Here is a 26,425-nt window from a genome sequence, read left to right as displayed (position 1 = left end):
GGCGAGGGTCGGGGTGGCTGGCCAGCCGGGCCGGCGGGGCGGACGGCTCACACGGCCAGGTCGATCAGGTAGGGACCGGCGTGCGCCCACATCGCGTCGACGGCCGCCGCCACCTCGCCGGGTTCGGTCACCCGACGCCCGGGGACCCCCAGGGCGGCGGCCAGCTCGACGAAGCCGATCGGGGGCCGGGTCAGGTCGAACGCGTCGGGGAACGCGTGCGGCGTGATGCCCTGCTCCCGCCAGTACTCCTGGATGTTGTGGTCCAGCAGCCGGTAGCGGCCGTTGTTGCAGATGACGAACTTGGCGCCGATGCCCTCCCGGGCGGCCGTCCACAGGGCCTGGAAGGTGTACATGCTGCCGCCGTCGCCGGTGAAGCCGACCACCGGCAGCTCCGGGTGGGCGAGCCGGGCGCCGATGGCGCCGGGGATGCCCACCCCGAGCGAGCCGCCCCTGGTCTGGAAGAACCGGCCGGGCACCCGCGGCGGCAGGTGCCGGGCCAGCGGCCCGCCGGCGGTCAGCGCCTCGTCGAAGACGACCAGGTCGGCCGGGGACCGCTCGGCGAGGGCCCGCGCGAAGTGGTCCATCAGGGACTCCTCCGCCGGCGCCGGCGGCGTCGGGGCCGCGGGCCGCGTCACCATGGGGGTGCGCGGCCCCAGCACCTCGGCCAGCCCGGCCAGGGCCAGCTTCGGGTCGGCGACGACCCCGAGGTCCACCGGGAAGTTCTTCGCGATCTCGTAGGCGTCCAGATCGATGTGCACGATCCTGGCGTCGGACCGGAAGGGGCTGTCCAGCAGCGGGAACACCTCGGGGAAGACGTACGTGCCGACGATCAGCACGCCGTCCGCGTCGCCGACCACCCGGGCGCTGTCCCGGCCGAACATGTGCCCCAGTCCCCCGCCGTAGAGCGGGTGCCGGGTGTCGATGTTCACCTCGGACGAGTTCACGCCCCACACCGGGGCGCCGAGGCGCTCGGCGACCTGGGCCAGCTCCTGTTGGGCGCCGCTGACGGCGACCCCGTCGCCCATCAGGATCAGCGGCCGGCGGGCGGCGGTCAGCAGCCGGGCCGCCTCCCGCAGGGTCTCCGTCGGCGGCGCGACCCGGGTGTCGGGGATGGATGTCGGCACCGCCGGCTCCGTCGTGGACCGGTCCAGCACGTCGGCGGGGAGCACCACCACGACGGGGCCGCGGGGCGGGGTCATGGCGATCTTCACCGCCCGACGCAGCACCCGGAGCGTGGAGTTCGGGTCGATGACGCGGGTGGCGTACTTGACGACCGGCTCGGCCATGCCGACCAGGTCGGCCGCCATCTGACCGTCCATCGCGTCGTAGCGGACACCGGCCTCGCCGACCACGGTCACCAGGGGCGAGCCGCCGCGCTTGGCCTGGTAGAGCATGCCGATGCCGTTGCCCAGGCCGACGCCGCTGTGCAGCTGGACCAGCGCCGGCTTCTGGGTGACCCGGGCATAGCCGTCGGCGATGCCCACGGCCGCGCCCTCGTGGAGGGCCATCACGAACGACATGCGGGAGTTCCGCATCTCGTCGAGGAAGCCCTGCTCGACCGTTCCGGGATTGCCGAACATGTGGGTGATGCCGTCGGCCGCGAACTGCTCGAAGATGGCGGCTCTTCCTGGCCTCGCGCGCATGGGGAAGCGTCCTCTCACCAGCCGTGCCGGCGCAGGCCGTCTTCCAGCACCCGGACCAGCAGCTCGCCCGAGGGGACGGAGTCGGGGGTGGAACGGGCCGTCACGAACGGGTAGTCGACGAGCACGGACGTCTCCTTGCCGACGTTGCCGTGGAAGCCACCGTCGGGGCCGGTCGCGTCGCGCAGGATGTACTCCAGCGGGTACGGCGGCGGGCCCATGTTGAAGTCGACGCCGAGGAACCCGGTGCCGTCCTTGTAGTCGTACTCCTTGGGGTGGCCGGTGACGTGCTTGCCCCACAGCAGGCTGCCGCGCTCCTCCAGGTCGCGGGCGAAGGCCAGGACCGCGACGCCGTAGCACTCGGCGAGGATCGGCTTGTCGGCGCTGACGAAGGCCAGCACGACCTCGTGCAGCCGCTCGTTGTTGGCGAGGTCCACGATGGGGCCGCTGCCGCCGACGATCACCAGCGCGTCGAAGCCGGAGACCAGGTCGGCGGTGGCGGTGTCGAGCTGCCGGTGGTACTCCTCGACCTCCCGCAGGTGGTTCAGCGCGCTGTAGTAGGGCCGCTCGGGGATGAGCGCCTGGAGGCTGACGGGGTTGTCCAGCCGGGTGGACTCGTCCAGCTCCGTGGCGCGGCGGGCCATGTCACGCGTGGTGACGGAGCGGCCGAGCGGCGGGTCGACGTACTCGGCGTCCAGGCTCGGCGGCAGCGCGTGCGGGCGCTTTCCGGTGGGCGTCATGAAAGTGATCTGGTAGCCCTGCCGGTCGAATGCCTCGACCGGGCCGACGAGTTCCTCGCCCCAGTATCCGTATTCGGAGAGGACGACGAGTATCCGCTTGGACATCTTTTTCTCCTCGCACTGCCGTGGTGTCTGCGGTGTCGTTCTGACACGTGAAGTACAGCCCGGGCATTCGGGCGGCGGCAAGGATTCCCGGGTTCGGCTGGCGACTTGGCCAACTTCACGCAATGGCGACCTGGGTGACTTCGCCGAGTTGACGTAGTGCGAGATTCCGCCGGACGGCCCGGTATGAATTCCCCCCGGATTCGCACTATCTCTGCGGAAGCCTTTGAAAGGGGGTACCACAATGAGTGGTCACCTGGTCATATCCGACCTGGCTCCGGTCATCGGCGACGGAACACACCCCGCGAAAGCGGTGGTCGGGGAACACGTCGCCGTCGAGGCGACGATCTGGCGCGCGGGCCACGAGGCCGTCGCCGCCGAGGTCGTCCTGAGCCCGGTCCACGAGGACGCGGAAGCGCCACCGCGCCCGGCGCGGCGCGGCAGCGGCCGCACCGTCACCGTCCCCATGGAGCTGGTCGTCCCTGGCCTGGACCGCTGGCAGGCGCACATCGTGCCCGAGCACGAGGGCCCGTGGACGTTCCAGGTGGTGGCCTGGAGCGATCCGTGGGCGACCTGGCGGCGCGCGATCGACGCCAAGACCGCCGCCCGGGTCCCGCTGCCGCTGCTCGCCAACGACCTGGAGACCGGCGCCCGGCTGCTCGAACGCCTCGCCACCGTCGTCGACGACGCGCACCCGGTGGCGGCCGCCGCACTCCTGCGGAACGCCGAACTGCCGCTCGCCGAACGGCTGCGGGCGGCCACCGGCCGGCGGATCGCCGAGTTGGTCGCCGCCCACCCGCTGCGGGACCTGGTGACCCGCTCGCGGGTGCACCACGTGCACGCCGACCGGCCGCGGGCGCTCTTCGGGTCCTGGTACGAGATGTTCCCCCGCTCCACCGGCGGCACCGACCCGGCCGGCCGGCCCGTGCACGGGACCTTCGCGACGGCCGCCGCCGACCTGCCGCGCATCGCGGCGATGGGGTTCGACGTGGTGTACCTGCCGCCGATCCACCCCATCGGCCACACCGGCCGCAAGGGCCGGAACAACACGCTCAGCGCCGGCCCCGACGACGTGGGCTCGCCGTGGGCGATCGGCGCGGCCGAGGGCGGCCACGACGCGGTCCACCCCGCGCTCGGCACCCTGGCCGACTTCGACGCCCTCGTCACGGCGGCCCGCCGACACGGCCTGGAGATCGCGCTCGACCTGGCGCTCCAGTGCTCGCCCGACCACCCCTGGACCCGCGAGCACCCCGAGTGGTTCACCCGGCAGCCGGACGGCACCATCGCCCACGCCGAGAACCCGCCCAAGCGGTACGAGGACATCTACCCGCTGAACTTCGAGGGTGACCCCGAGGGCCTGTACGCCGAGGTGCTGCGGGTCGTGCGGTTCTGGATGGACCGCGGGGTGCGGATCTTCCGGGTCGACAACCCGCACACCAAGCCGCTGGCGTTCTGGAGCCGGCTGATCCGGGAGGTGCGGGCGGCCGACCCGGACGTGCTGTTCCTGGCCGAGGCGTTCACCCGGCCGGCGATCCTCAAGGGGCTGGCGGCGGGCGGCTTCACCCAGTCGTACACGTACTTCACCTGGCGGACCAGCAAGGAGGAGCTGACCTCCTACGCCCTGGAGCTGGCCGGCGACGCCGACTTCCTGCGGCCGAACCTCTTCGTCAACACGCCGGACATCCTGCCCGTCGGCCTCCAGTCGGGCGAGCCGGCGATGTTCGCGCTGCGTGCCGCCCTGGCCGCGACCCTGTCGCCGACCTGGGGTGTGTACTCCGGCTACGAGCTGTACGAGCACCGGCCGCTGCGCGCGGGCGGCGAGGAGTACCTCGACTCGGAGAAGTACGAGCTGCGGCCCCGCGACCACGTCGCCGCCGAGGCCGCCGGCCGCTCGCTGGCGCCCTGGCTGACGCTGCTCAACCAGATCCGGCGCGCCCGCCCGGCGCTGCGGCAGCTGCGCCGGATCACGTTCCTCGACGTGGACCACGACGCGCTGCTGGCGTACGTGAAGACCGACCGGGCGACGGGCGACGCCGTGCTGTGCGTCGTCACCCTCGACCCGCACGAGGTGGCGGAGGGCACGGTGCACGGCATCCCCGAGGCGCTGGGCGCGGCGCCCGGCGCGACGCTGCTGCTGCGCGACGAGGTGGACGGCGAGGTGGCGCTCTTCGGCGACACGGCGCGGGTCAGGATCGACCCGGGGCGGTCCGTGGCGCGCGTCCTGGTGAGGGCCGAGTCGTGAGCCGGCCCGAGCCGCGGGGCGCGGTGCCGGTGGTGGCCGAGGCGCCGCGGGCGCGGCCGGCCGCCGAGGAGCCCGGCTGGTACCGGCGGGCCGTCTTCTACGAGGTGCTGGTCCGGTCCTTCCGGGACAGCGACGGCGACGGTGTCGGCGACCTGCGGGGCCTGACCGAGCGGCTGGACTACCTCGCCTGGCTGGGCGTCGACTGCCTGTGGCTGCCGCCGTTCTACGCCTCGCCGCTGCGCGACGGCGGCTACGACATCAGCGACTACCGCGCGGTGCTGCCCGAGTTCGGCACCATTGACGACTTCGCCGCGCTGCTGGACGCCGCGCACGCCCGTGGCATGCGGGTCATCACCGACCTGGTGATGAACCACACCTCCGACGCGCACCCCTGGTTCCAGGAGTCCCGCCGGGACCCCGACGGGCGGTACGGCGACTTCTACGTGTGGGCGGACGACGACTCCGCCTACCGGGACGCGCGGATCATCTTCGTCGACACCGAGACGTCGAACTGGTCCTTCGACCCGGTGCGCGGCCAGTACTACTGGCACCGCTTCTTCTCCCACCAACCGGACCTGAACTACGAGAACCCACGGGTCCACGACGCGATGCTGGACGCCCTGCGGTTCTGGCTCGACCTGGGCATCGACGGCTTCCGGCTGGACGCGGTCCCCTACCTCTTCGAGGAGGAGGGCACCGACTGCGAGAACCTGCCGCGGACCCACGCGTTCCTGAAGACCGTCCGGAAGATCATCGACGACGAGTACCCGGGCCGGGTCCTGCTCGCCGAGGCCAACCAGTGGCCCAGCGACGCGGTCGCCTACTTCGGCGGCGACCCCCAGCTGCCCGACGTGCCGGGCGACGAGTGCCACATGTCGTTCCACTTCCCGCTGATGCCGCGGGTCTTCATGGCGCTCGCGCAGGAGACGGCCGCCCCGGTCGTCGACATCCTGGCCACCACGCCGGCCATCCCGGCCGACTGCCAGTGGGGCATCTTCCTGCGCAACCACGACGAGCTGAGCCTGGAGATGGTCACCGACGAGGAACGGGCCTACCTGTACGGGCGGTACGCGCCCGAGCCCCGGATGCGGGCCAACATCGGCATCCGCCGCCGGCTCGCGCCGCTCCTCGACGGCGACCGGGACCAGCTGGAGCTGGCCACCGCGCTGCTGCTCTCGCTGCCCGGCTCGCCGGTCCTGTACTACGGCGACGAGATCGGCATGGGCGACAACATCTGGCTGGCCGACCGGGACGCGGTCCGCACGCCGATGCAGTGGACGGCCGACCGGAACGCCGGCTTCTCCGCCGCCGACCCGGACGCGCTCCTGCTGCCGGTCGTGACCAGCCCCGGCTACGACGAGGCGGCCGTCAACGTCGAGGCGCAGCTGGCCGACCCGGCGTCGCTGCTCCGGCTGACCCGCCGGCTGCTCGGCGTCCGCCGCCGGCATCCCGCCTTCGGCGAGGGCACGTTCGAGCCGCTGGCCGCGTCGGACGACGCGGTGCTGGCGTTCGTCCGGGACCACACCGGGCCGGACGGCCGGCGGGACCGGGTGGTGTGCGTGAACAACCTCGGGGCCACCCCCAGGACGGTGACCGTCGAACTGCCCGACGACCTCGGCGGGATCTGCGACATCGCCGACATCACCGACACGGTGGACATCGTCGACGAGCTGACCGGCACGCCGCTCCGGCCGCTGCCGGCCCCCGGCCAGCCGCTGCGGCTGACGCTGCCCGGCCGGGGCGTCCGGTGGTTCGCCGTCGTCCCATCGGAGACCGCGCGATGACCGACTCGTCCCACTCAGCCCACTCAGCCCACTCGGCCCGCCCGTCCCGTCCGGCCCCGGCCCCTGCCCCGGCTCGTGCCGCGGCTCGTCGTGCGGCCGGCGGGGCCGACCCGTCCGGCGTGCTGGCGGCGCTGCCGGCGGCGTCGCTCGCCGCCTGGACGGCGCGGCAGCGCTGGTACGCCGGGCCGGCCGTGACCGGGCCGGCCGCGGTGGTCGCGGCGCGGCCGTTCACGGCCGCCGGCGACGGCGTCCTCGCGACGGTGCGGCTCGGCCCGACCGACGACACCTACCTGCTGCCGCTGGGCGTGGGCCACCCGGCCGGGCTGCCCGCCGAGGCGCTGGTCGCCGTCATCGACGGCGTCGCCGTGTACGACGCGCTGCACGACCCCCGGCTGGTCACCGCGCTCCTGACGCGGGCCGCGCCGGCGGTGGCCGCCGCGCTCGGCGAGGCGCCGGCCGTCCGGCCCCTGGGCGTGGAGCAGAGCAACAGCTCCGTGGTGATCGACGAGCGGTACGTGCTGAAGGTCTTCCGCCGGCAGACCGCCGGCCCCAACCGGGACCTGACGGTGCACCGGGCGCTGGTCGAGGCCGGCTGCCCGAACGTGAAGCCGCTGCTCGGCGCCGTCGAGGACGCGGCCTCCGGCACCACCCACGCGACGCTCCAGGAGTACCTGCCGGACGCCGTGGACGGCTGGGCGCTCGCGCTGGAACACGCCAGGACCTTCGGCGACCTGCGGGCCGAGGCCGGCGCGCTGGGCGCGGCCGTCGCCGCGGTGCACCGGGGCCTGGCCACCGCGGGCGGCGAGCGGCCGCTGACGGCGGCGGACTTCGGGCGGCTGTCCGAGGGTTTCCTCGCCCGGCTGGACCGGGCGCTCGCCGTCGCGCCGCGGCTCGCCCGGCACGCAGCGCGGCTGCGCGCCGAGTTCCGGGCGGTGGCCCGGCCGCTCTGGGGCCCCGGGCCGGCGGCCGCCGCGGGCGGGCCGGCGGCGCAGCTGATCCACGGCGACCTGCACCTGGGGCAGGCGCTGCGGACCGGCGACGACTGGCTGGTGATCGACTTCGAGGGCGAGCCGCTGGCCACCCCGGCGGAGCGGGACCGTCCCGACTCGCCGCTGCGGGATCTCGCCGGCATGCTGCGGTCGTTCGACTACGCGGCCCACCACCGGGCCGGCGACGACCGGCGCGGCCTGGCGCGCGCGGCCCGCTGGGCCGGCCACCACCAGCGGGCGTTCCTGGCCGGGTACGCCGCCGCGGCGGGCGGCGCCGGCCGCGACGCCGAACGGTGGCTGCTGACCGCCTACGTGTTGGACAAGGCGGTCTACGAGGTGGCGTACGAGGTCCAGCACCGGCCGGACTGGGCGTGGCTGCCGGCCCGGGCGCTGGACCGCCTGCTGACCGGCACCGCCGAGGCCGCCTGACGGCCCGGACCCGTCCGGGTCCGGGACCGTCCGCCCCGGTCGACGAGGCTCCTCAGGGAGCCGTCGACCGGGGCGCGCCCGTCGTGGCGGCGGTGCCCTCCCGGCGCGCCCCCTTCAGCGCGGCCTGGAGGTCGCCGCTGCCGTACGGCGCGAGCCGCGGCAGCACCCGTTCGGTGACGAGCCCGGGCAGCACGGTGCGCCAGAAGGCGGCGACGCGTTCGACCAGGTCCTGGTGGGAGTGGAGCACCCGGGTCAGGAGGTGGGTGCCGGTGAACGCGCCGACCACCAGGTGCGCGATGTCCTCCGGGTCGACGCCGGCGGCCAACTCGCCGGCGTGCCTGGCCTGGACGAGGTGGGCGCAGTAGATGCCCAGCCACCAGCGGTACAGGCTCGGGTCCTCCTGCCCCATCGCGCCCTGCTCCACCGTCAGCCGGAAACTCGCGCGCAGCGTGGGATCGGCGGGTATCAGCCGGGCCACGCCCTGGGTGATGTCGATGACGGTCTGGACGTGCAGCCCCGTGTTGGTCAGCACGAGACAGCGCTTCTGTTCCTCCATCACGCTGCGGGCTAACTCCTCCTTGGACCCGAAATGGAAATACAGCGCCCCTTTGGTGACCCGGGCGCGGCGGAGTATCGAGGAGATGCTCGCAGAATTGAACGCCTGCTCGTCGAATACGACCGCCGCCGCCTCCAGCACGCGACGCCTGGTCTGTAGCGCCCGCTGTTGAATAGCCAACAGAATCTCCCCCCGGGTATCCCCATGGACAGGCGGCGAAGCGCCCTGATCGTCGGTTTCACACCCAACGGATCTTGTCCCCCCCAACACTACACGCGGTGACCAAAGCAACGCTGCCCATTCACCACCCCGGGAACCCTTAGAACGCACTCCAACGCGGTCCGCCCCGTGCCGCCGACAGGCCTGCCGACGACATGGGGCGAAACGCGGTGGATATCAGGAATGCGGTGGAATACAGCGGCAACACCGTTGAACACAACCGAACTCAGTCGAACGCAGCCGAACGCGGCAGAAGGCGGTGGAGACGAGGAGATCGGGTGCGGGCCCGAGTGGGCGCGTAGCTCGGCCGGAACCGGAGGATCGGACGGGACGGACGGGACGGACGGGACGGGTCACCGCGCGGAACGCGCCGGCCCCTCGCCCCGCCCGGCCCGTTCGGCGCGCGCGGCGGACTCCGCCCCCGGGCCGCCGTGCGCACCGATCCGGGCACCGTGCGGCAACCCGACCAGGGCCACCAGCAGCCCGGCGGCCGCCAGCGCGGCACCGGCCAGGAAGGCGTGCTGGAACGCGGCGAGCGGCGGCGCCGCGGCGTCCCCGGTCGTCGTCGCGATGACGCCCGCCAGGATCGCCGTGCCCAGCCCGGTGCCGGTGACGTAGGCCGAGTTGCACAGGCCGGCCGCCAGCCCCTGGCGCTCGTTCGCGACCCCGCTCACGCCGCCGATGTTCGCGGCCGAGTACACCAGGCCGCCGGCGACGGCGTGCAGGACCATGGTCGGCAGGGTGAGCGTCAGGTACCGGTCCTCGTGCCCGACCTGGGCGAACCACGCCAGCGATCCAGCCTGGAGGACGAGCCCCGCCAGGCAGACGGCCCGGGTGCCGAACCGGCCGACCAGCCGCGGGGTGGCGAACTGCGCGGTGACGAAGACCGCGACGCCGATGGGGATCATCGCCAGCGCGGTGCGCACCGCGCCGTAGTCGAGGACCTCCTGGAAGTACAGGACCATGGCGAACTGCCAGCCGATCGCCGCGGCGCCGTGCAGGACGGCGACCAGGTAGGAGGCCGACCTGACCCGGGAGCGGAAGATCTCCAGCGGCAGCATCGGCGCCCGGTGCCGGGACTCGACCACGACGAAGAGCACCGCCAGCACGGCCGAGACCAGCAGCGGGCCCAGCGTCGCCACCGCGCCCCAGCCGTACTCGGCCGCCTGCACCAGGGCCAGCACGAAGAGCACCAGCGCCGAGGTCACCAGCAGCCCGCCGCCGGGGTCGAAGGAGCGCCGGACGCCGGCCGGGCGCGGGGTGTCCGGCCGGATCACGAGCGGCACCAGCACCAGCAGCACCAGCCCCAGCAGGCCCGGGATGATGAAGACCATCCGCCAGCTGATCTCGGTCAACAGCCCCGAGGCGACCAGCCCGGTGCTGAACCCGAGGCCGGCGGTCGCGCCGTAGGCGGACACCGCCCGGTTCCGCTCCGGGCCCTCCCGGAACTCGGTGGTGAGGATGGAGAAGGCCGCGGGGGCCGTGAAGGCGGCGGCCATCCCCTTGGCGAACCTGGACGCGATCAGCGCGGTCGGCTCGGTCATCAGCCCGCCGACGACGCTGGCGACGACGAACACCCCGAGCCCCCAGACCAGCACCCGGCGCCGGCCCAGCAGGTCCGCGGCCTTGCCGCCGACCAGCAGCAGGCCGCCGTAGGCGATCGTGTACCCGGACACCAGCCACTGGAGCGAGGTGGTGCTCATCGACAGGTCGTCCTGGATGTTGGGGAGCGCCACCCCCACCGTCGAGGTGTCGAGCGAGTCGAGGAACATCACCGCGCAGGTGACGGCGAGGATCAGGAACGGGCGGCGGCCGCCCGGTCCCTGGGCCGCGGCCGCGCCGGAGCGCGGCGGCGGGGCGCCGCGCTCCGGCGGGCGGGCGGAACCGCCGACGTCGCCGCCGACGGATTCGCTGACAGACATGAGGCCATCCCTCTCGATCGGCCGGCTCAGACGGCCGGCGGCGGGACCAGGCCGTCGTTGACGCCGCGGCCGACGGTCGTGCGGTGGTCGGCGATCTCCCGCCACCGCGAGCCGTAGACCTTGGAGAGGGTCACCTCCTGGCGCACCATGTCGTGCGGGTAGCCGAGCGTGAAGTCGCTGGTCGCCTCCAGGCGGGCCAACTGCTCGGCGCTGAGGGTGACATCGACGGCGCCCAGGTTGTCGACGAGCTGGTGCTCCTTGGTGGCACCGAGGATCGGGATGACCACGCCCGGCCGGCTGCGCAGCCAGGCCAGCGAGACCTGCGCCGGCGTCCAGCCGCCCTCCTCGGCTATCCGGACCACCTCGCGCACCACGTCGTCGCTGCCGGCCTTGGTGTGCTCCTCGGCCTCGATGACGGACAGCCGGCCGGCGCCGCCGGTCAGGTACTTGCCGGTCAGCCGCCCCTCGGCCAGCGCGCCCCAGGCGAACACCGGGATGTCGAACGCGCGGGCCATCGGCAGCAACTCGCGCTCGGCGTCCCGGGTCAGCACGTTGTAGCGGATCTCCAGGCCGACGAACGGGGACCAACCCCGCAGCTCGGCGAGCGTGTTGGCCTGCGCCACCTCCCAGGCGGGCCAGTTGGAGACGCCGACGTGGCCGATCTTCCCGGCCCTGACCTGGTCGTCGAGGATGCGCATGATCTCCGAGACGGGGGTGAGCACGTCGTGGGCGTGCACCCAGAACAGGTCGATGTGGTCGGTCTGGAGGCGGCGGAGGCTCGCCTCCAGGGAGGCCACCAGGCTCTTCTTGTGGTTGCCCGCCGAGTTGACGTCGGTGGGGTCGCTCTCGACGGTGTACTTCGTGGCCAGGATGAAGCGCTCGCGCCGGCCCTTCAGCAGCTCGCCCAGCATCCGCTCGGAGCCGCCGTCGACGTAGAAGTTGGCGGTGTCGATGAAGTTGCCGCCGGCCTCGGCGTACAGGTCGAGGAGGCGCGCGCTGGTCTCCTTGGGCGCGCCCCAGCCCCAGTCCTCGCCGAAGGTCAGGGCGCCCAGCGCCAACTCGGAGACGCGGAGGCCGGTCTTGCCCAGAATCTCGTACTTCATGAAACTCTCCCGGTGCACGTGGTTGGATTCCCGCCGGTTCGGGGCGGCAGCGTCGCCCCGGCGGACACTTGGGAGTATGTGCGGTTCCGGAATGCCGACCACGTGGCGCGGAATTCTTCTCGCGCACTACGTGCAGTTGACGAAAGCGTGATTCGGGAGAGCGGAAGGGGAATGCCGAGGTCAGCTTTCGGCCGCCTCCCCGGCGAGTTCGCGCACCACCCGGGCGAACCCCCGGATGGCCAGGGTCTCCGCGCCCCGCACCCAGGCCAGGGCGACGCGCATCGGGTCCACCCCGGTCAGGGGCACCCAGGCGAGGTCGGGCCTGGCGTAGTAGCGCGCCATGCTGGCGGGCCCGAAGCAGATCGCCACGCCCGCCGCGACCTGCTCCAGCATCTCCTCGACGTTGTTGTTGGTGGGCCCCCACCGCGGACTGGAGCCGTCCGGCCTGGGGTTGACCGCCCACCAGTCGACCCAGTCGCGCGGGGCGCGCTCCGTCCAGGTCAACGGCTCGTCCCTGACGGCGTCCAGGGGCACCTCGGCGCGGCCGGCGAGGCGGTGGCCGACGGGGAAGCCGACCACCCGGGTCTCGGTGTGCACCACCTCGGCGGTGAGGCCGGTCAGGTCGGCGGGCAGCCAGATGAACGCCACGTCGGCCCGCCCGTCGCGGAGCGCGGTGCCCTCCTCGCCCCAGTCGAACCGGCACGGCTGCACGAGGATCGCCGGGTACTGGCGGGCGAACTCGGCGCGTGCCCTGGCGGTCAACTCGCCGGCGCCGCTGGCCTGGAAGCCCACCCGCAGCAGCTCGCCCTCACCCCGCCGGTGGCGGTCGGCCGCCGCGTGGACGCGGTCGGCCTGGCGTAACGTGCGGCGGGCCTCCGCGATCACCTCGCCGCCGGCCTCCGTCGCGGTCACCCCGCCCGGATGCCGGTCGAAGAGCCGCACCCCCAACTCGGATTCCAGCGTGCGGAGCGCGTAGGAGAGGGTCGGCTGGCTGACATAGAGAAGTCGCGCGGCGCGACCCAGGTTTCCCTCGTCCGCGATCGCCACGAGATACCGAAGTTGACGCAGCTCCATACTGCGATGATAAACACGCTCTATGACGTGAGTGAGGTTCTCTCTTGGACACCGGGCGGGCGGGTGCGACACCGTTTCCGCGTTGATTCCGTGTCGACGTGACGCGGGACGAGACCCGGAGGTTCCACGTGAGCAGCCCTACTCCCACCCGGAACGCGAGCGGGCGCGTCTGGCTCATCACCGGTGCGTCGTCGGGCTTCGGGCGGGCCATCGCCGAGGCCGCGCTGGCCGCCGGTGACACGGTGGTCGCCACCGCCCGCCGCCCGGAGACCCTGAACGACCTGCTCGCCAGCCACCCGGACCGGGCGGCGGCCGTCCAGCTCGACGTCACCGACAACGCCCGGATCACCGAGGTCGTCGCCGAGGTCGTGCTCTGGTACGGGCGGATAGACGTGCTGGTCAACAACGCGGGCCACGGCCAGGTCGGCGCGGTCGAGGAGACCACGGACCGCGAGCTGCGCGACCTGATGGACGTGCACTTCTTCGGCCCGGCGGCGCTGGTGCGGGCGGCGCTGCCGCACATGCGGGCCCAGGGCTCCGGCGCGGTCGTGCAGATCAGCAGCTTCGGCGGGCAGACCTCGGTCGCCGGGTTCTCCGCCTACTCGGCCACCAAGTTCGCGCTGGAGGGCCTGTCGGTGGCGCTGGCCGCCGAGGTCGCGCCGCTCGGCATCAAGACGCTGATCGTCGAACCGGGCGCCTTCCGCACCGAGTTCTCCGGCAGCGCGCTGCACGAGTCCGCGGAGCTGGAGGCGTACGCCGAGACGGTGGGCCCGACCCGCAGCTTCATCAAGGGTGTGGACGGCAGCCAGCCGGGCGACCCGGCGAAGGCCGCAGCCGCCATCCTCACCGCGCTGGACGCCGAGACCACGCCGCTGCGGCTGCCGCTGGGCAACGACTCCTTCGACGGGCTCTTCGCCCATCTCGACTCCATGCGCCAGGAGTTGGTCACCTGGGAGAAGCTCGGCCGGGACGTCAACTTCCCGGAGTCCTGACCGTCGGCGGACCCGACACCGGGCCCCGCCCGCGCACCGTTGGAACCAGGGTGCGCGGGCGGGGCCCGGTCGCGCGGGTCAGCGGCCCGGCAGCGCCCGCAGGATCTGCGAGGGGTCGGTGTAGGACTTCCAGAACACGATCTGCCCGTCGCGCACCTTCAGGTACTGCACGAACTCGATCTCGAAGACACGGCCGGTCTCCTTGACGGTCGACCGCTCGTGGATGATGCCCATGGCGCTGTCGCCGTCCACGGTCAGGTCCACCAGCTCCTCGAACTCGACGTCGACCAGGCCGGTGAAGATCCGCAGGCTGTCGACCACGTCGGCCGGGCCGCGCCGGGTGCCGATCCACGGCATCGCGTCGTTGAAGCCGGGTACCGGCGTGTAGTTGACCCACTCGACGTTCTCGTCGAGCAGGCTGACCGCCAACTCGAAGTCGCCGCTGGTCACGGCGTTGAACCAGGTGGTGGCGACCTGCCGAGTGGCCTCCGTGACGGCCGCTTCGTTGGTCAGGCTCATGATGGTGCTCCTCGTTCTCGGTGTCTGTCTCGGATGTCCGCCGCCGACCGGGCGGCGGGCGTCACCGGCCCTGCGGGCCGACCACCCAGTGCTGGCGCACGGTGAGCCGGTGCAGGTAGCGGCGGTTGACGAAGTTGCCGAAGTCGGCCTCGACGGCGGCCTGTTCGGGCGTGCCCGCGGCCTGGCGGAGCGCGCTCACGTCGTCGAACCACAGGTGGTAGGCGGCGTCGAACGGCGGCTCGCTCAGCCCGTACCACCCGTCCCTGGTGAACGACTGGTAGTAGCGGCGCAGCCCGGGCAGCCGGCTGGTCAGCGGCGCGTGGGTCTGCCGGCTGTGGCGCCGGAACTCCTCGACGGTCATGCCCTCGCGGCGCTTCGCCAGCATCACGACCTTGACGCCGGGCTGCACGGCGGTCTCCGGAGCGCCGGGCACCACGATCTCGGTGTCGGTGTCCAGCACCACGGTGCGCCAGAACGCGGCCCAGCGCGGCTCGTCGAGGCGGGCCCCCTCCAGGAACTCCGGGGTCTGGAGGGAGGCCACCTGCTCCTCCTCGTTGGCCAGCCAGATCTCGGCGATGCCGCTCCACAGCGGCTCGCCGGTCTCGCCGGGCTCGGCGATCCTGGTGTCGACGGCGTAGCGCCGGATCTGCGGAATGCGGCTGGCGTAGCGGACGGCGTGCACGTCCAGCCAGTACCGCTGGAACTCCTCCTCCGTCATGCCCGGCTTGGGCGCGGCGAAGATCAGCTGGTGGATCACGGGTACGGCCCTCTCTTCTGGGGTCTGGGGACTGGGGATCTGAGGATCTGAGGTCTGGGGAACTGGGCTCCCGGGGGCCGGGATCGGGTAACCGGCCCGCCGGGAACGGGGGTTGGGGACGCGGCCCGGGGGCCGGCGGGGCGGTGGGCGGTCAGACCCGGTAGCGGGCCTTCACGTCCGCGGCGAACCCCAGGTAGTCGCGGAGCGGCCAGACCGCCTCGAACTCCAGGTAGTCCCGCATGGGCAGGCGGCCCAGGGCCGTGCGGTCGAGTTCCTCGGCGTCGGGGGAGTCGATGATGGCGATGACCCGCTTCTGGGCCGCGACCTTCCAGATCCCGACACAGAAGCCGGAGTCGAGGGTCTCCTGGGCGTGCTCGGCCTCCTCCTGCTCGATCTCCCAGAGTTCGTCGAGGTCGATGCGGCCCTCGTGGTTCCAGCGCATCTGGACGTAGAAGAGCATGGGTGTTCCTTTCGGTAGGACAGGACGGGACTGGGTGGGGCGGGACGGAACGGGGCGGGGCCCGGCGGCACGGGACGCCCGGCGGTGGCCGGCCTGGGGCGTCAGCCCAGCGCGGCCAGTTCGCGGACGAGCGGGTGCTCGGCGCCGAAGGACTCGGTGGCGACGTCCAGCGGCGTCTTGCCGTCGTGGCCGACCAGGTCGGTCCTGGCGCCGGCCGCCATCAGCACCCGGGCGCACTCCTCGTAGCCGTGCCACAGGGCGTCGTGCAGCGGCGAGTAGCCGTTGGTCGCGCCCTGGAAGTCGAGGTCGATGCCGGGCCGTTCGACGAGAATCCGGGTGATGTCGGCGTGCCCGTTGTAGACGGCCTTGTGCAGCGGGACGGCGCCGAAGGTGGGCTCCGTCGCGTTCACGTCCGCGCCGGCGTCCAGCAGCAGCCGCACGATCTCGGTGTGCCCGTCGCGGGAGGCCACCAGCAGCGGCGTGTGCAGGTCGTTGAAGCCGTTGAGCACCGGGAACCGCTCGTCGACGGCCGCGCCGCTGGCGAGCAGGCCCCGCACGGCGGCCTGGTCGCCCTCCGTCACGGCGGCCATCAGCCGTTGCTCGCCGGCCGCCCGCTCGTCCTCCCGGGTCCTGGTCTGGAGGAGCTGCTCGGCGACCAGCAGCTTGTCCTTGCCCCGGGTGTTCACGTTCAGCTCGTACTCGAAGTGCTCGCGCAGCGAGAACCCGTAGTGCGTGTGCAGGCCGAGGCCGGCGTTCCGCTCCAGCAGGTAGGCGACGACGTCGGGCCACTTGTACCAGAGGGCGTCCATCAGCGGGGTGTGCCCGGTGGTGGGGGCCACCGCGTCGACGAACGCGCCCGCCTCGACAAGCACCCGGATGGTGCGCAGGTCACCGCGCTGGACGGCCTTGTGCAGGGCGGTGCCGCCGGCCCGGCTGTCCGCGCTGTGCACGTCGCCGCCGGCCGCGACCAGCGCCGCGACCACGGTGGCCTCGCCCAGCCCGGCGGCCGTCTGGAGGGTGGTCAGCCCGGTCGCCGTCTCCCGGTGGTTGGGGTCGGCGCCGCGCCGCAGCAGCGCGCCGACCTCCCGGGAGTCGCCGGCCCGCACGGCGGCCAGCAGCCGCTCGTCCAGGTCGGAGTCGAAGACGTCGGCCTCCGCCGCGCTCTCCGACAGCACCCGCCAGTAGCGCACCAGGCCCTCGTCGTCCAGGGACAGCAGCGCCGACGCCTCGTAGCCCGCCTCGGCACCGGTCAGCAGGTGCCGGATGCGCTGGTAGGTGACGACCAGCGCCCGGTCGCCCTCGGCGACCACGTCGCGCTGCTGGAGTTCGAGGACGTCGACGAGTTGGGCGCGCCGCCGGAACGCCTCGACGACCGCCTCCCGGCCCCGCCACACGCCGCTGTCCGGCAGCGCCGCGTACTGTTCTCCGGCCGGGTTCTCATAAATGACGTCACGGGCCAGTGACTCCGTCACGCCCGCCAGATTTCCGGCCGCCAGATCGTCGAATATTCCGAGCATGACGGCACGCGTATCCTCCGCCGTGTTCATGGGAAACCTCCGTGGGCTGAATTCGCAGCGAGTTCCTGAAGCGGCCGGCGTTCTCTGCCGGGCCAACGCCACGAGTAAACGGCAGCCCAGATACCACCCAACAGTGATCGGGGCTTTTCCCACGAGGTTTGTGCAACTTGACGGAGTATCCCGGTCACCGGCCGGTGCGGGAATCGGTGACGCGCGCGGCGGCCCGCCGGGCGGCGCGGCGCCGCGGCCTCAGCAGGACGGCTGGAGGCCGCAGCGGGCCACGGCGCCGCCGGGGTGCGTCTGCCACCGCAGGCGCAGGTGCGCCTCGCCCAGGGCGATCTTCAACCGCTCGATCTCGCGGCGCAGTTCGTCCTCGTCGTCCGAGAAGGCGCGCAGCTCCCCGGCGAGGGCGGCCTGCCCGCCGCTGATGAACTGCTTCTTCCACATGCTGATCGTCTGTCCTGACACACCGTGCCGGCGGGCCGCCTCGGCGGCCGACGTCTCACCACGGAGCACGCCGAGCACGATCTGCGCCTTGGCGTCGGCCGGCATCACGGGAGCACGGGCCATGTCGTCTTCGCTCCCCCTTCTCGTCTCGTCGTCACTCAGCCGGGCCCGCCGCGCACCCGGGCACGCGCACGGTCACACCCGCGTCACGGCCGGTACAACGGAGGCCACTCTCCGATACTGCGCCGGGCGAGGGCGACGCGGAAGAGCCCAGCGAGAGCTAGTACTTGCCATACTGGTACTGGCTGTCGCCGGCATCGGCCACCGCGCCGTAACCAGCTGCGACACTCTCCCCCATGACCACTGATACCGGTACTCGTGGCGAGCTGGCCGACTTCCTGCGGTCCCGGCGCGACCGGACCCGCCCGGAGGACCACGGGCTGCCGGTGGGACGCCGCCGGGCCCCCGGCCTACGGCGCGCCGAGGTCGCCCAACTCGCCGGCATCAGCGTCGACTACTACATCCGCCTGGAGCAGGGGAAGGCCGCCCGGCCCTCGCCCACCGTGCTGGACGCGCTGGCCCGCACCATGCGGCTCAGCGCCGACGAACGCGAGCACCTGTACCTGCTCGCCCGCGCCGGCAGCCCGCGCCGGCGGATCATGGTGGACCGGGTCCGGCCAGGCGTGCGCCAGCTGCTGGGGGTGCTGGAGGGCACGCCCGCCTACGTGATGGGGCGGCGGATGGACATCCTGGCGTGGAACGGGGCCGGCGCCGCGCTGCTGGCCGAGGACTACCTCGCCGAGCCGCGGCCGCCGCAGAACTTCCTGCTGTTCACGTTCGGCAGCCCACGGGCCCGCACGCTGCTCGTGGACTGGGAGGCCGAGGCCCGGCAGGGCATCGCCCAGCTGAGAGTGTCGGCCGGCCACTACCCCGACGACCCGGGCATCACCGCGATGGTCGGCGAACTCTCCGTCAAGAGCCACGAGTTCCGCACCTGGTGGGCGCGGCACGACGTGCAGGACCGGGGCAGCGGGCGGAAGGAGTTCGACCACCCGCTGGTCGGCCGGCTCAGCCTCGACTACGAGTCGCTGCGGCTGTCCGACGGCATCGACCAGCGGCTGGTCGTCTACACCGCGCCGGCCGGCGGCCGGTCGGTGCGGGCGCTGGAGCGGCTCGGCGCGGTCGTGCGGGAGGCGCGGGAGGCCAGGCAGGCCCGCCAGGAACAGGAGCACCAGCGGCTCGACGAGCCGGGCTCGCCGTGACCACCCCGGCGCCCGTGTGCGAGGATCTCCCCGACGAAGTGCCTTGCCGCTCCTGCCTGTCGGAAGCATGAAGAGCTTCCGGCCACGCGAGCGTCAGGGCACTTCCCCGTTCCGGGCCCCGTCGCGGTGGCGACCGCCGACGGATCGGAGCCGGGCGGTCGCGGCCGCCCGTGTGTGAACAGCGGGAAAACAACCAGACCCGTGTACGGTTTGCCGCCGCCTGTCAGACGGCGCGCCACTTCTTACTCGCCGGTTTTATTGGACCGGGGGTCGGAATTTCCTTCTGACCGCGTCCAGTCATGGGCCCCAGAATTTCTGCAACTACGTTAGGTTCCGCTTGCCCGTCACCCTAGGCTGTGGTGAAACATGATGCGTAGACCAAGACCAAGAGAGCAAGCCAGGGGGACAGAATGCTTGCGAACGACGTCGTACCCATGTTTACCAGAGATCCCATCGCCTCCTATGCCAGCGAGATTTTCTCCGCCATTCCACGTGTCGATCAGCGACGCTGGGCCGAGGTCTATCTACGGGGCCTTCTGTCGGTGAAGGGAAAGAAGTCCGTCAAGCGGATTGCCGAGAGTATTCTCGCGATGCCGGCCCATCAGTCGCTCCAACAGTTCATCAACCAGAGCCCGTGGCGCTGGGCGCCGGTGCGGGCGATGCTGGCGCGCCACGTCCAGTCGGTGGCGCCGCCCCAGGCCTGGGTCCTCGGCCGGGTCGTGATCCCCAAGCGAGGTGACCGCTCGGTGGGGGTCGAGCGGCAGTTCCTGCCCGAGGCCGGACGCATGATGAACTGTCAGGTCGGGCTCTCCGTCTCGCTGGTGACCGCCACCTCAAGCGTCCCGGTGAACTGGCGCATCCTGCTGCCCAAGGCCTGGGACGGCACGCTGACCCGACAGACCGCGCGCATCCCCGACCACGTGGAGAGCCGCCCCGAATGGCTGGAGGGGGCCGCGATGGTGCAGGAGATGGCGGACCGGTGGGGGCTCACCCGGGTCCCGGTGGTGGCCAACGTCCGGCACCTGCGGCAGACCAACGAGCTGGTGACCCGGCTCGCCTCCGGCGGTCTGCCGTTCGTGCTGGAGGTCGGCGACTCCCTGCGGGTACTGGGCGACACCCACCCGTCACCGGCGTTACGGAGCCGGCCCACGCTGGCCCGCAGGTCCGTCGGCCCCTCCCTGGAGACGGTGCTCACCGCCCGGGACTACCTGCACACGTTGACGGGCAACCGGCACCAGCGCAACCACAGCCTGGCCCCGGTGTCCTCGGCGGTCCGGCGGTCCTTCGTCCGCTCCTCGCTCGTCAAGATCCCCGGGTCCAACGGCTCGGCGGCGCACCCGATCCGACTGCTGACCGAGATATCCCCGGAGGGCGAGGCCGTGCGCTTCTGGGTGACGAACCTCAAGGAGCACCGCATCGACGAACTCATGGCACTGGCCCGCCTGGAGTCCCGCAGCCGGGAGGACATGCACAACCTGGAACTGAACTTCGGCCTGCGGGACTTCGAGGGACGCTCGTTCCGCGGCTGGCACCACCACATGACGATGGTCTCGGCCGCCTACATCTTCGCCAGGCTCGGCCGGGACGCGCACGACGACTGCCCGTCCTGCACCTCCAGGGTCTCCTGACCACCCATCCGGGGCCGGGGGCACCCCCGGCCCCGTCCGTCGGGCCCCGGTCCGGCCGGCCGAGCGGCAAGCCCTCTTTCACCCGCGGTGGAGGAGGGCTTGCCGCTGTGGGCACGGATCGCACAGACGACGGCACGCGTTGCCGAAGCCACCGCCGGGCGGGGCGGTCACCCTGGTCCCAGTCACCGGACTATCAGGGGAGGGACCATGAAGAGGCGTCTCATGGCGAGTATCGGAGTCACCGCGACGGTGGCGGCGGCGATCATCGTCGCTCCGGCGTCCACGGCAGCGGCGCACGCCGGCTGCGGCACCACCGTGGGGGACCGCGACAACAGCACATGGGTCTACTCGGCGGCCGGGGCCAACATGCGCCAGGGCTCCGGGACGCACTGCAACTCCAACGGCGTCGCCTACGCGTCGCACCGGCTCGACTACCACTGCTACACCATCGGCAACGACGGCTACACCTGGACCTACGTCCGCAACGACACCACCGGCGCTACCGGCTGGATACGGGACAACCTGCTCGCCGACTACGGCAGCGGCGTGTACTGCGGGTTCTGAGCCAGGACTGAGGCTCGCTCACCAGGCCGCACCTGGCGGTCGCCAGGAGCCTGGCGAGGCGCTCGGTCGGGGTCTCCCCGGCCGAGCGTCTGGCGTGGCGCCCCGCGCGTACGGAAACGGCGCCCCACCCGCCGCACTCCGCGGCGGGTGGGGCGCCCGCATCCTGGTAGGCCGTGTGGGACTCGAACCCACAACCAATGGATTAAAAGTCCACTGCTCTGCCATCAGGTCCGTGATGCCCCGTGGTATCCCGTCCGAATACACGGGGCGTGGTACAGGTAATCCCAGCTCGCGGGGGCTGGCCGACGATTCACCCTGTTGGCTGGTCCGGGCCCGTCCATCGAATTCCGGTCCGTTCGGCCGAGCATTGGCCGAGCAGAAAGCCCCCCTTCACCTGCGGTGGAGGGGGGCTCGGCCTGTGTTGGAGTCTACTCCTCTGCGCCGACAGATGTCGTCTCGGCGATCCGAGCGCGGGGCACGACGGCGGCCCGCGCGGCGGCGGCTTCCTCCTCGGCCTCCTCGAACAGCACCATGTAGGTATCCGAGGTCAGGGTGATGGTGGAGTGCCTGAGAAGGCGCTTCGCGTCCTCCAGGTCGCCGCCGCTCGCCTTGACCAAGCCGGCCGCGCCGTGGCGCAGATCCCGGAGGTTGATCGGCGGCAGGTCGGCGGCGTCACGGATGCGGCGAAACTCCGTAGACAAGTCGTCCGGGTGGAGCCATGTGCCGTCCGGCTTCGTGAACATCTTCCCCGTGTCCACCCATGGCACAGCCTCTTCCCCGCGCGCCCGCGCCTCTTTCGCGTGGGCGTCCCACTCCGCACGCTCGGCGACCTGCCGCACCTGGTGGGCGAGGAGCACCGAGACAGTGCCCGCGTCGACGCGGATCGCCGCCGCGCTGTCCTCGGTCTTGGTCTCCGTCTCCACCGGCGTCCATCCGTCCTGCACAATCTCGCGCGCGATGGCCAACCGGTGGTTCTCCGAGTCCAGGTTCGCCCAGTCCTGGCCCACCGCCTCACCGCGCCGCAACCCGTGGTAGCCGATCAGGTGGAACGCGGCGTAGAGCCGGCTCCCCTCGGCCGCGTCGAGGAACGCGCCCAGCTGCGCGGGGCTCCACACCATCACCCGGGACGGGATCTCACCCGTCTCCCGCCAGCGCTTCACCCGGGCCTCGGTCCACAGCAGCCCGCGCGGCCGACGGTACGGGGTGAGGTCGACATGTTCGGCCGGGTTGTAGGTGATGCCCCACTCCGGCCGGCGCATCCCCCAGTTGATGGCGGCACGCAGCGAGCGACGGATGGCGTGGACGCTCGCGAGGGACGGCACCTTGCGGAAGGCCGGCATCGCCGCAAGCCGCTCCCGCTCCGCCGCGAGCTTGGCACGCTCGGCGGCCGGCGGCCGGCCGGGCTTCGTCCACCGGCAGCGCGCCACCTGCGCACGGCGCGCGGCGTTCTCCGCTCGGATCACGTCGGCCTGGTCCAAGATGCCGTCGAACATCGCCTGGACGGCATCGAGGCTAAGCCTGTCCGCACGGTACGACGCGAGGGCCGGCCGGAGGTGCACCCGCACGTGGGAGCCGTACCCGTTCACCGTGGTCGAACGGCGACTCTTGCCCTTGGCGTCCAGCCAGCGGTCGAGCAGCTCGCCCATTGTGTGCACCGTGCCGAGCGGGGCACCCATGCCCAGTCGGCGCCGCACCTGGTCAGGCTCGGGTATCGGCAGCCGGGACGACATGAGCCCGGCGAGGAAGTCACCGACCCGCCGCCGTTCAGTCTCGTCGTCCCCGGCCGCCACGGCCAGGACGGCCCGGACCTTCTCCAGGTCAGCCTCAGCCGCGGGCCTGTCGTCGTACCCGGTTCGCCGGAAGCGCCGGCGCCTGCCGTCGGCGTCGTCGGGTAGCTCCTGGTGGATCTCGTAGCGGCCGTGCTTCCGCTGCCGCAGCTTCGGGCAGGCCGTCCCGAGGCGCTTCCCGGCCGGGCCTCGGCATTCGCAGCGCCGGGTGATCCCCCCACCGCGTCGGGCTGTCGCCATGTCCCTCCCCTTGTCTGTCCTATCTGTGGTTCCAGACGCCGCACCGGGTCATCCAGCCAAGGGTCGAGTTGATCGCCGCAGCCAGTTCAGGGCTCATGTGTCCCTCACGGACCAGCATGACGGTGCCATGGGGTGAGTCCACGGGCACGAGGATCTCGCCTTCGGGGAGTTCGGTGGTGACGACGTAGCGGGCGCTGGCCGTGACCGCGCGGGCTGCGTCGGAGTCTGGTTCGGTCGGCTGTTCGTGCATGGTGCCCCCATCAGGCATGGCCGCTATCGCTCAGGTGTTCGATTGTGCGGCATCGACACCGTAGTGCCTATGCGTGACGCCCCCCAAGCGGATAGCCATCTTCGCACTCGAAAAGGGATTCGACTACACCATGTGTGCGATAACTACACACCGTAGTGGGGAAGTTGTGTCTATTTGGTGATTAGCCGTTTGCTTCAGGCGCGAACGTGTCGATCAGACGCAGCAGTTGGGCCCGCTGATCCGGGGTGAGCCGCTCGGCGCGCTCAACCAAGGCCCGCGCATCGCCGGACGCCGGATACACAGCGTCAATGCCGAAGAACTGCGCCGCAGCTGCATCCTGCAACTGCTCCAGGGGGGCCCCCAGGCCGGCGGCCAGGGCGCGCAACTGCGGAAGCTGAGGAGGGATCACCGGCTCACCGGTCTCCAGGCGATGCAGCCACGAGCGCTTGAGCCCGTCACCGGACTCCGGGTCGACGGCGCGCTTCTCCAGCGCGGCCAGTGAGATGCCGAGCGCGGCCCGGCGGTCGCGCACCAGGTCAGACAGGTGCGCCCGGGCCCCGGTAGGTCGGTCCTCCTGTGCAGCCATGACGATCATCCTGCCACTCCGTGGGTTCTCATGGGGCGTGGGGTGTCCATGCACCAGGGGGGAGCCAGTGACGTTCCCCCTGGATAGCGCATACGCCATTGCATGCGCCGGACAGATTGTCCACGGATCTGGACGCCACGGCTAGGGGCGCACGTGCAGCGCACGGGGCGCACCGACGGCCATACGTCCATCCATATGGACAATCTATCCACCGCATGCCATGCTTCAGGCATCCAGACAGATGGATGAATCACCCCAGGAGATGGATCGTGACGACTCCCAGCCCTACCTACCGCCTGCCCGATCCCGACCTGATGCGCACGCTCATGCGGCGCACGGGCACCGGCGCGCCAGTCTCGATTCGTGAGCTGGCGGCGGCGTCCGGCCTCAGCCACGGCACCGTCGGGAACCTCCTCACGGGGGTGACGTCCAGCGTGTCGGCCGACGCCGCGCACGCCATCGCCGATCGCATCGGCGTGGACGTCCTGGTCCTGTGGGTCCCGGCCGGCCGGGCCACCGGCGACGGGCCGCTTCTCCAGGCGGCGGCATGACTACCGCCCCGGCCATGACCCCGGCCGAGATCCTCGCGCTGCCCGCCGTCGTCCCGGTCTGGCCCACGGTCGGCCGGATCTACGGGCTCGGGCGCACGACCACCTACGAACTGGCTCGGGCCGACGAGTTGCCGATCCCGGTCCGTCGGGTCGGCGTGGCAATGAGGGCCCGCCTGGTGGACATCGTCGCTGACCTCGGCTTGGAAGGAGGCGCCGCCGGGTCTAGCCACCCGACGACGCCGGAGAACGACCCGTCCCACACCCAGCGCTAACCAGACAGACGGCGACGCAACGGGGTCTAGCCACCCCTGCACGCCGCCGCCGGAAAGAGAACGTCCTCATGACCACAGTAGCCCCCGTTCTCACGGGCGCCGACAGCGTCGACTACGCCCAGGAACAGCGCTTCACCACGCAGCTGAAGGCCGTCCACGAGCCCAACCCGCCCGAGGCCGACGCCGGGCCCCGCACCTGGACCGTCACCGTCGACGGCGGGACGCCGATCACCGGCTATCGCCCCGCCTGGGCCGAGAACGACCCCAGCCAGGATGTGACCGCCGACCGCATCGGCGCCGTCCTGCCCGACCTGGGCATGTACCGCTACTACGACGGCTCGGCCGGCGTGCCCATCTTCTGCGCTGCCGACGGAGACCGGCCGGCGGGCCCCTTGGCCCTGCCGATGCTGCGGGCGGTCATGACCGTCCACCCCTACCGTGAGGCGGCACAGCAGCAGCCCACGGTCGATGTCGAGGTGCTGGGCGACAGCGACGAGTGGATGGAGAACCTGACCCCCGAGCAGCTGGCCGACGTCATCGCCGCGGTGCGCGCCCAGTGCGACCGCCTGGACCAGGTACACGCCGACCTGATCGCCGCCCGCGCCGACTGGGAGGCGAACGCCCGATGAAGCAGGACGACGTCACCGACTACTTGGGGTTCGCCGGCCTGGTCGTCGCCCGGCAGGTCGACCACCTGCTGGATGAAGGCCCGGTCCAGCAGACCATCACCGTCGCGAGCCGGCTCGCGCGCTTCGCGAAGACCACGCTGCTGACCCCGATCAGCGGCAAGGTCCGCGACCTGGCCGGGTTCGGTGAAGCCCCCGTCCACTATCAGCACGACGACACCGACTATCTGCTGCTGTCCGAGATCGCCGAGGCCCTCGGCTGGTTCCTGCCCCGCGCCCATGCCTGGGCCGACACCGACCACGCGTGGGCCGTGCGCGAGCAGCGCCGGGCGGACGAGGAGAGAGGGGACGGGCTCTTGGGGTACGACCTGCTGCGCGGCCTGGTCGACCTCGGCCTGACCCTCGCCCTCGATGACCCTGAGGCCCGCCCCGACGGCGGCGGCCGGCGGTGGTCGGACGCCGGTGACTGGCTGGTGGCTGACTACCGGTTGCCCGCACTGCTGCTGGTCAGTCCGTGGGGCAAAGAGTTCATGGACAACACCAGCGACCACTTCGGGCTCACCCTGCGGAAGACCTACGGCGACGCCGTAGGCGATCTGTTCCGCACCGACCTGACCGAAGAGGAAGCCTTGCGCAAGGCCCGGCGCGGCCCCGCGCTGGACACCCCGGACGGGGGCAACCCGTGATCGAGGTGACCCTGACGGTAGAGATTGACCTCACCGGCCCCGGTGACTGGCGCGACCAGCTGCGGGCGCAGACCCGCCACATCCCACCCGGCTCGGTCGTCGATGTCCGGGTGCCCGCCGGGCTGCTGGACCCCGAGATGGGGCGGGCCATCGGCGGCCACCTCGCTGCGGTCGCCAGCCGCATCAACCTCCGGCAGGCCGGCGGCGGGCCAGGCGGCAGCTGGCTCCTCACCAGCGTCATCGCCGCCAGCCGCGAACACGCCGCACCCGCACCACGCGCCGGGTGACCCGCAGCGCGGATGGCCGCCGGGGCACGCCCTTCCCGTGCCCCGGCGGCCCCACGCACCACGAACACCCAGTCGGCACCACCAGATAGCGAGAGCCGTTCGTGAGCATCCCCAGCACCCCAGACCTGCGGGCCGCCACCTCGGCGGCCGTCGGGAGGCGGTCATGAGCCTCGACGCCATGGGCTGGGTGTGGA

The 26,425-nt window shown here is 72.1% G+C and carries 26 protein-coding genes; 12 read left to right on the top strand and 14 right to left on the bottom strand.

Features of this window, described 5'->3' with window-relative positions; all coding sequences use genetic code 11:
• Positions 1-47: 47 nt before the first annotated feature.
• Together RM844_RS28985 and RM844_RS28980 are read right to left on the bottom strand one after the other, a co-directional pair.
• Positions 48-1,643: a thiamine pyrophosphate-binding protein gene (locus tag RM844_RS28985; RefSeq protein ID WP_311670383.1), complete on the bottom strand. Its 1,596-nt coding sequence runs from the start codon at positions 1,641-1,643 to the stop codon at positions 48-50.
• A gap of 14 nt (positions 1,644-1,657) precedes the next feature.
• Positions 1,658-2,485: a type 1 glutamine amidotransferase domain-containing protein gene (locus RM844_RS28980; protein WP_311670382.1), complete on the bottom strand. Its 828-nt coding sequence runs from the start codon at positions 2,483-2,485 to the stop codon at positions 1,658-1,660.
• Positions 2,486-2,726: 241 nt separating this feature from the next.
• Between RM844_RS28980 and RM844_RS28975 the strand changes: the two genes are divergently transcribed.
• The 3 genes from RM844_RS28975 (at position 2,727) to RM844_RS28965 (ending at position 7,926) form a co-directional block, all read left to right on the top strand.
• A complete protein-coding gene (locus RM844_RS28975; protein ID WP_311670381.1) occupies positions 2,727-4,724 on the top strand; it encodes a maltotransferase domain-containing protein in 1,998 nt (665 codons plus the stop codon).
• Between the two features lie 23 nt (positions 4,725-4,747).
• Positions 4,748-6,508 (top strand): maltose alpha-D-glucosyltransferase, encoded by a 1,761-nt coding sequence (gene treS, locus RM844_RS28970; RefSeq protein ID WP_311670407.1) that lies wholly within the window; start codon positions 4,748-4,750, stop codon positions 6,506-6,508.
• Positions 6,509-6,627: 119 nt separating this feature from the next.
• Positions 6,628-7,926, top strand: a complete 1,299-nt coding sequence (locus RM844_RS28965) for a maltokinase N-terminal cap-like domain-containing protein (protein WP_311670380.1) — start codon at positions 6,628-6,630, stop codon at positions 7,924-7,926.
• A 52-nt stretch (positions 7,927-7,978) separates the two neighbouring features.
• On the opposite strand, the gene RM844_RS28960 is transcribed toward RM844_RS28965, so the two are convergent.
• From RM844_RS28960 to RM844_RS28945, 4 genes are all read right to left on the bottom strand, one after another.
• The gene (locus RM844_RS28960) at positions 7,979-8,662 is read right to left on the bottom strand and encodes a ScbR family autoregulator-binding transcription factor (protein ID WP_311670379.1); all 684 of its coding nucleotides are present in this window, start codon (positions 8,660-8,662) and stop codon (positions 7,979-7,981) included.
• A gap of 392 nt (positions 8,663-9,054) precedes the next feature.
• Entirely contained in the window at positions 9,055-10,623 is a 1,569-nt protein-coding gene (locus tag RM844_RS28955; protein ID WP_311670378.1) for an MFS transporter, read from the bottom strand.
• Between the two features lie 26 nt (positions 10,624-10,649).
• Positions 10,650-11,726, bottom strand: coding sequence for an aldo/keto reductase (locus RM844_RS28950; protein ID WP_311670377.1), 1,077 nt, complete (start codon positions 11,724-11,726; stop codon positions 10,650-10,652).
• 180 nt (positions 11,727-11,906) lie between these two features.
• Positions 11,907-12,800: a LysR family transcriptional regulator gene (locus RM844_RS28945; protein WP_311670376.1), complete on the bottom strand. Its 894-nt coding sequence runs from the start codon at positions 12,798-12,800 to the stop codon at positions 11,907-11,909.
• Positions 12,801-12,928: 128 nt separating this feature from the next.
• Between RM844_RS28945 and RM844_RS28940 the strand changes: the two genes are divergently transcribed.
• Positions 12,929-13,792, top strand: coding sequence for an oxidoreductase (locus tag RM844_RS28940; protein ID WP_311670375.1), 864 nt, complete (start codon positions 12,929-12,931; stop codon positions 13,790-13,792).
• 78 nt (positions 13,793-13,870) lie between these two features.
• On the opposite strand, the gene RM844_RS28935 is transcribed toward RM844_RS28940, so the two are convergent.
• The 5 genes from RM844_RS28935 to RM844_RS28915 all read right to left on the bottom strand — a co-directional run bounded on the left by RM844_RS28935 (position 13,871) and on the right by RM844_RS28915 (position 17,615).
• Positions 13,871-14,311, bottom strand: coding sequence for a nuclear transport factor 2 family protein (locus RM844_RS28935; RefSeq protein WP_311670374.1), 441 nt, complete (start codon positions 14,309-14,311; stop codon positions 13,871-13,873).
• A 61-nt stretch (positions 14,312-14,372) separates the two neighbouring features.
• Positions 14,373-15,068: an EthD domain-containing protein gene (locus RM844_RS28930; protein ID WP_311670373.1), complete on the bottom strand. Its 696-nt coding sequence runs from the start codon at positions 15,066-15,068 to the stop codon at positions 14,373-14,375.
• A gap of 151 nt (positions 15,069-15,219) precedes the next feature.
• Entirely contained in the window at positions 15,220-15,528 is a 309-nt protein-coding gene (locus RM844_RS28925; protein WP_311670372.1) for a muconolactone Delta-isomerase family protein, read from the bottom strand.
• Between the two features lie 101 nt (positions 15,529-15,629).
• On the bottom strand, positions 15,630-17,045 hold the full coding sequence (locus tag RM844_RS28920) for an ankyrin repeat domain-containing protein (protein WP_311670371.1): 1,416 nt from the start codon (positions 17,043-17,045) through the stop codon (positions 15,630-15,632).
• Between the two features lie 249 nt (positions 17,046-17,294).
• Positions 17,295-17,615: a transposase gene (locus RM844_RS28915; RefSeq protein WP_311670370.1), complete on the bottom strand. Its 321-nt coding sequence runs from the start codon at positions 17,613-17,615 to the stop codon at positions 17,295-17,297.
• A gap of 233 nt (positions 17,616-17,848) precedes the next feature.
• On the opposite strand from RM844_RS28915, the gene RM844_RS28910 reads away from it, so the two are divergent.
• The 3 genes from RM844_RS28910 (at position 17,849) to RM844_RS28900 (ending at position 20,946) form a co-directional block, all read left to right on the top strand.
• On the top strand, positions 17,849-18,754 hold the full coding sequence (locus tag RM844_RS28910; protein WP_311670369.1) for a helix-turn-helix transcriptional regulator: 906 nt from the start codon (positions 17,849-17,851) through the stop codon (positions 18,752-18,754).
• A 410-nt stretch (positions 18,755-19,164) separates the two neighbouring features.
• Positions 19,165-20,382 carry an IS701 family transposase gene (locus RM844_RS28905; RefSeq protein ID WP_311670368.1) on the top strand — a complete coding sequence of 406 codons (1,218 nt, stop codon included), beginning with the start codon at positions 19,165-19,167 and terminating at the stop codon, positions 20,380-20,382.
• Positions 20,383-20,604: 222 nt separating this feature from the next.
• On the top strand, positions 20,605-20,946 hold the full coding sequence (locus RM844_RS28900; protein ID WP_311670367.1) for an SH3 domain-containing protein: 342 nt from the start codon (positions 20,605-20,607) through the stop codon (positions 20,944-20,946).
• A 428-nt stretch (positions 20,947-21,374) separates the two neighbouring features.
• Here RM844_RS28900 and RM844_RS28895 read toward each other — a convergent pair whose 3' ends face one another.
• The 3 genes from RM844_RS28895 to RM844_RS28885 form a co-directional block, all read right to left on the bottom strand.
• Entirely contained in the window at positions 21,375-22,592 is a 1,218-nt protein-coding gene (locus RM844_RS28895; RefSeq protein ID WP_311670366.1) for a tyrosine-type recombinase/integrase, read from the bottom strand.
• 400 nt (positions 22,593-22,992) lie between these two features.
• Positions 22,993-23,223: a hypothetical protein gene (locus RM844_RS28890; RefSeq protein WP_311670365.1), complete on the bottom strand. Its 231-nt coding sequence runs from the start codon at positions 23,221-23,223 to the stop codon at positions 22,993-22,995.
• A gap of 181 nt (positions 23,224-23,404) precedes the next feature.
• Complete coding sequence (locus RM844_RS28885; protein ID WP_311670364.1) at positions 23,405-23,809, bottom strand: helix-turn-helix domain-containing protein; 405 nt, start codon at positions 23,807-23,809, stop codon at positions 23,405-23,407.
• Between the two features lie 269 nt (positions 23,810-24,078).
• Here RM844_RS28885 and RM844_RS28880 point away from each other — a divergent pair, with 269 nt between their 5' ends.
• From RM844_RS28880 to RM844_RS28860, 5 genes are all read left to right on the top strand, one after another.
• The gene (locus RM844_RS28880) at positions 24,079-24,360 is read left to right on the top strand and encodes a helix-turn-helix domain-containing protein (protein ID WP_311670363.1); all 282 of its coding nucleotides are present in this window, start codon (positions 24,079-24,081) and stop codon (positions 24,358-24,360) included.
• Positions 24,357-24,632: a DNA-binding protein gene (locus RM844_RS28875; protein ID WP_311670361.1), complete on the top strand. Its 276-nt coding sequence runs from the start codon at positions 24,357-24,359 to the stop codon at positions 24,630-24,632. Before RM844_RS28880 ends, RM844_RS28875 begins: the two co-directional genes overlap by 4 nt.
• A 68-nt stretch (positions 24,633-24,700) precedes the next feature.
• Positions 24,701-25,261 (top strand): DUF6907 domain-containing protein, encoded by a 561-nt coding sequence (locus RM844_RS28870; RefSeq protein ID WP_311670360.1) that lies wholly within the window; start codon positions 24,701-24,703, stop codon positions 25,259-25,261.
• Positions 25,258-25,944, top strand: a complete 687-nt coding sequence (locus RM844_RS28865) for a hypothetical protein (RefSeq protein WP_311670359.1) — start codon at positions 25,258-25,260, stop codon at positions 25,942-25,944. Before RM844_RS28870 ends, RM844_RS28865 begins: the two co-directional genes overlap by 4 nt.
• Positions 25,941-26,231: a hypothetical protein gene (locus RM844_RS28860; RefSeq protein ID WP_311670358.1), complete on the top strand. Its 291-nt coding sequence runs from the start codon at positions 25,941-25,943 to the stop codon at positions 26,229-26,231. Before RM844_RS28865 ends, RM844_RS28860 begins: the two co-directional genes overlap by 4 nt.
• Positions 26,232-26,425 lie beyond the last annotated feature (194 nt).

Origin of the sequence: Streptomyces chisholmiae (assembly GCF_031845445.1) — a bacterium.
Lineage (GTDB): Bacteria > Actinomycetota > Actinomycetes > Streptomycetales > Streptomycetaceae > Streptomyces > Streptomyces chisholmiae.
Note: the sequence above shows the minus strand (reverse complement) of the source record. Positions and strands in the feature narration are given on the sequence as shown.

What these genes read in the sequence shown, in the direction of transcription:
- RM844_RS28875 (WP_311670361.1), top strand. Translation starts at nt 24,357, where the DNA reads ATGACTACCGCCCCGGCCATGACCCCGGCCGAGATCCTCGCGCTGCCC.
- RM844_RS28915 (WP_311670370.1), bottom strand. Translation starts at nt 17,615, where the DNA reads ATGGCCCGTGCTCCCGTGATGCCGGCCGACGCCAAGGCGCAGATCGTG.
- RM844_RS28905 (WP_311670368.1), top strand. Translation starts at nt 19,165, where the DNA reads ATGCTTGCGAACGACGTCGTACCCATGTTTACCAGAGATCCCATCGCC.
- RM844_RS28935 (WP_311670374.1), bottom strand. Translation starts at nt 14,311, where the DNA reads ATGAGCCTGACCAACGAAGCGGCCGTCACGGAGGCCACTCGGCAGGTC.
- RM844_RS28975 (WP_311670381.1), top strand. Translation starts at nt 2,727, where the DNA reads ATGAGTGGTCACCTGGTCATATCCGACCTGGCTCCGGTCATCGGCGAC.
- RM844_RS28870 (WP_311670360.1), top strand. Translation starts at nt 24,701, where the DNA reads ATGACCACAGTAGCCCCCGTTCTCACGGGCGCCGACAGCGTCGACTAC.
- RM844_RS28955 (WP_311670378.1), bottom strand. Translation starts at nt 10,623, where the DNA reads ATGTCTGTCAGCGAATCCGTCGGCGGCGACGTCGGCGGTTCCGCCCGC.
- RM844_RS28895 (WP_311670366.1), bottom strand. Translation starts at nt 22,592, where the DNA reads ATGGGCGAGCTGCTCGACCGCTGGCTGGACGCCAAGGGCAAGAGTCGC.
- RM844_RS28885 (WP_311670364.1), bottom strand. Translation starts at nt 23,809, where the DNA reads ATGGCTGCACAGGAGGACCGACCTACCGGGGCCCGGGCGCACCTGTCT.
- RM844_RS28980 (WP_311670382.1), bottom strand. Translation starts at nt 2,485, where the DNA reads ATGTCCAAGCGGATACTCGTCGTCCTCTCCGAATACGGATACTGGGGC.
- RM844_RS28985 (WP_311670383.1), bottom strand. Translation starts at nt 1,643, where the DNA reads ATGCGCGCGAGGCCAGGAAGAGCCGCCATCTTCGAGCAGTTCGCGGCC.
- RM844_RS28950 (WP_311670377.1), bottom strand. Translation starts at nt 11,726, where the DNA reads ATGAAGTACGAGATTCTGGGCAAGACCGGCCTCCGCGTCTCCGAGTTG.
- RM844_RS28900 (WP_311670367.1), top strand. Translation starts at nt 20,605, where the DNA reads ATGGCGAGTATCGGAGTCACCGCGACGGTGGCGGCGGCGATCATCGTC.
- RM844_RS28890 (WP_311670365.1), bottom strand. Translation starts at nt 23,223, where the DNA reads ATGCACGAACAGCCGACCGAACCAGACTCCGACGCAGCCCGCGCGGTC.
- RM844_RS28865 (WP_311670359.1), top strand. Translation starts at nt 25,258, where the DNA reads ATGAAGCAGGACGACGTCACCGACTACTTGGGGTTCGCCGGCCTGGTC.
- RM844_RS28910 (WP_311670369.1), top strand. Translation starts at nt 17,849, where the DNA reads ATGACCACTGATACCGGTACTCGTGGCGAGCTGGCCGACTTCCTGCGG.
- RM844_RS28945 (WP_311670376.1), bottom strand. Translation starts at nt 12,800, where the DNA reads ATGGAGCTGCGTCAACTTCGGTATCTCGTGGCGATCGCGGACGAGGGA.
- RM844_RS28925 (WP_311670372.1), bottom strand. Translation starts at nt 15,528, where the DNA reads ATGCTCTTCTACGTCCAGATGCGCTGGAACCACGAGGGCCGCATCGAC.
- RM844_RS28920 (WP_311670371.1), bottom strand. Translation starts at nt 17,045, where the DNA reads ATGCTCGGAATATTCGACGATCTGGCGGCCGGAAATCTGGCGGGCGTG.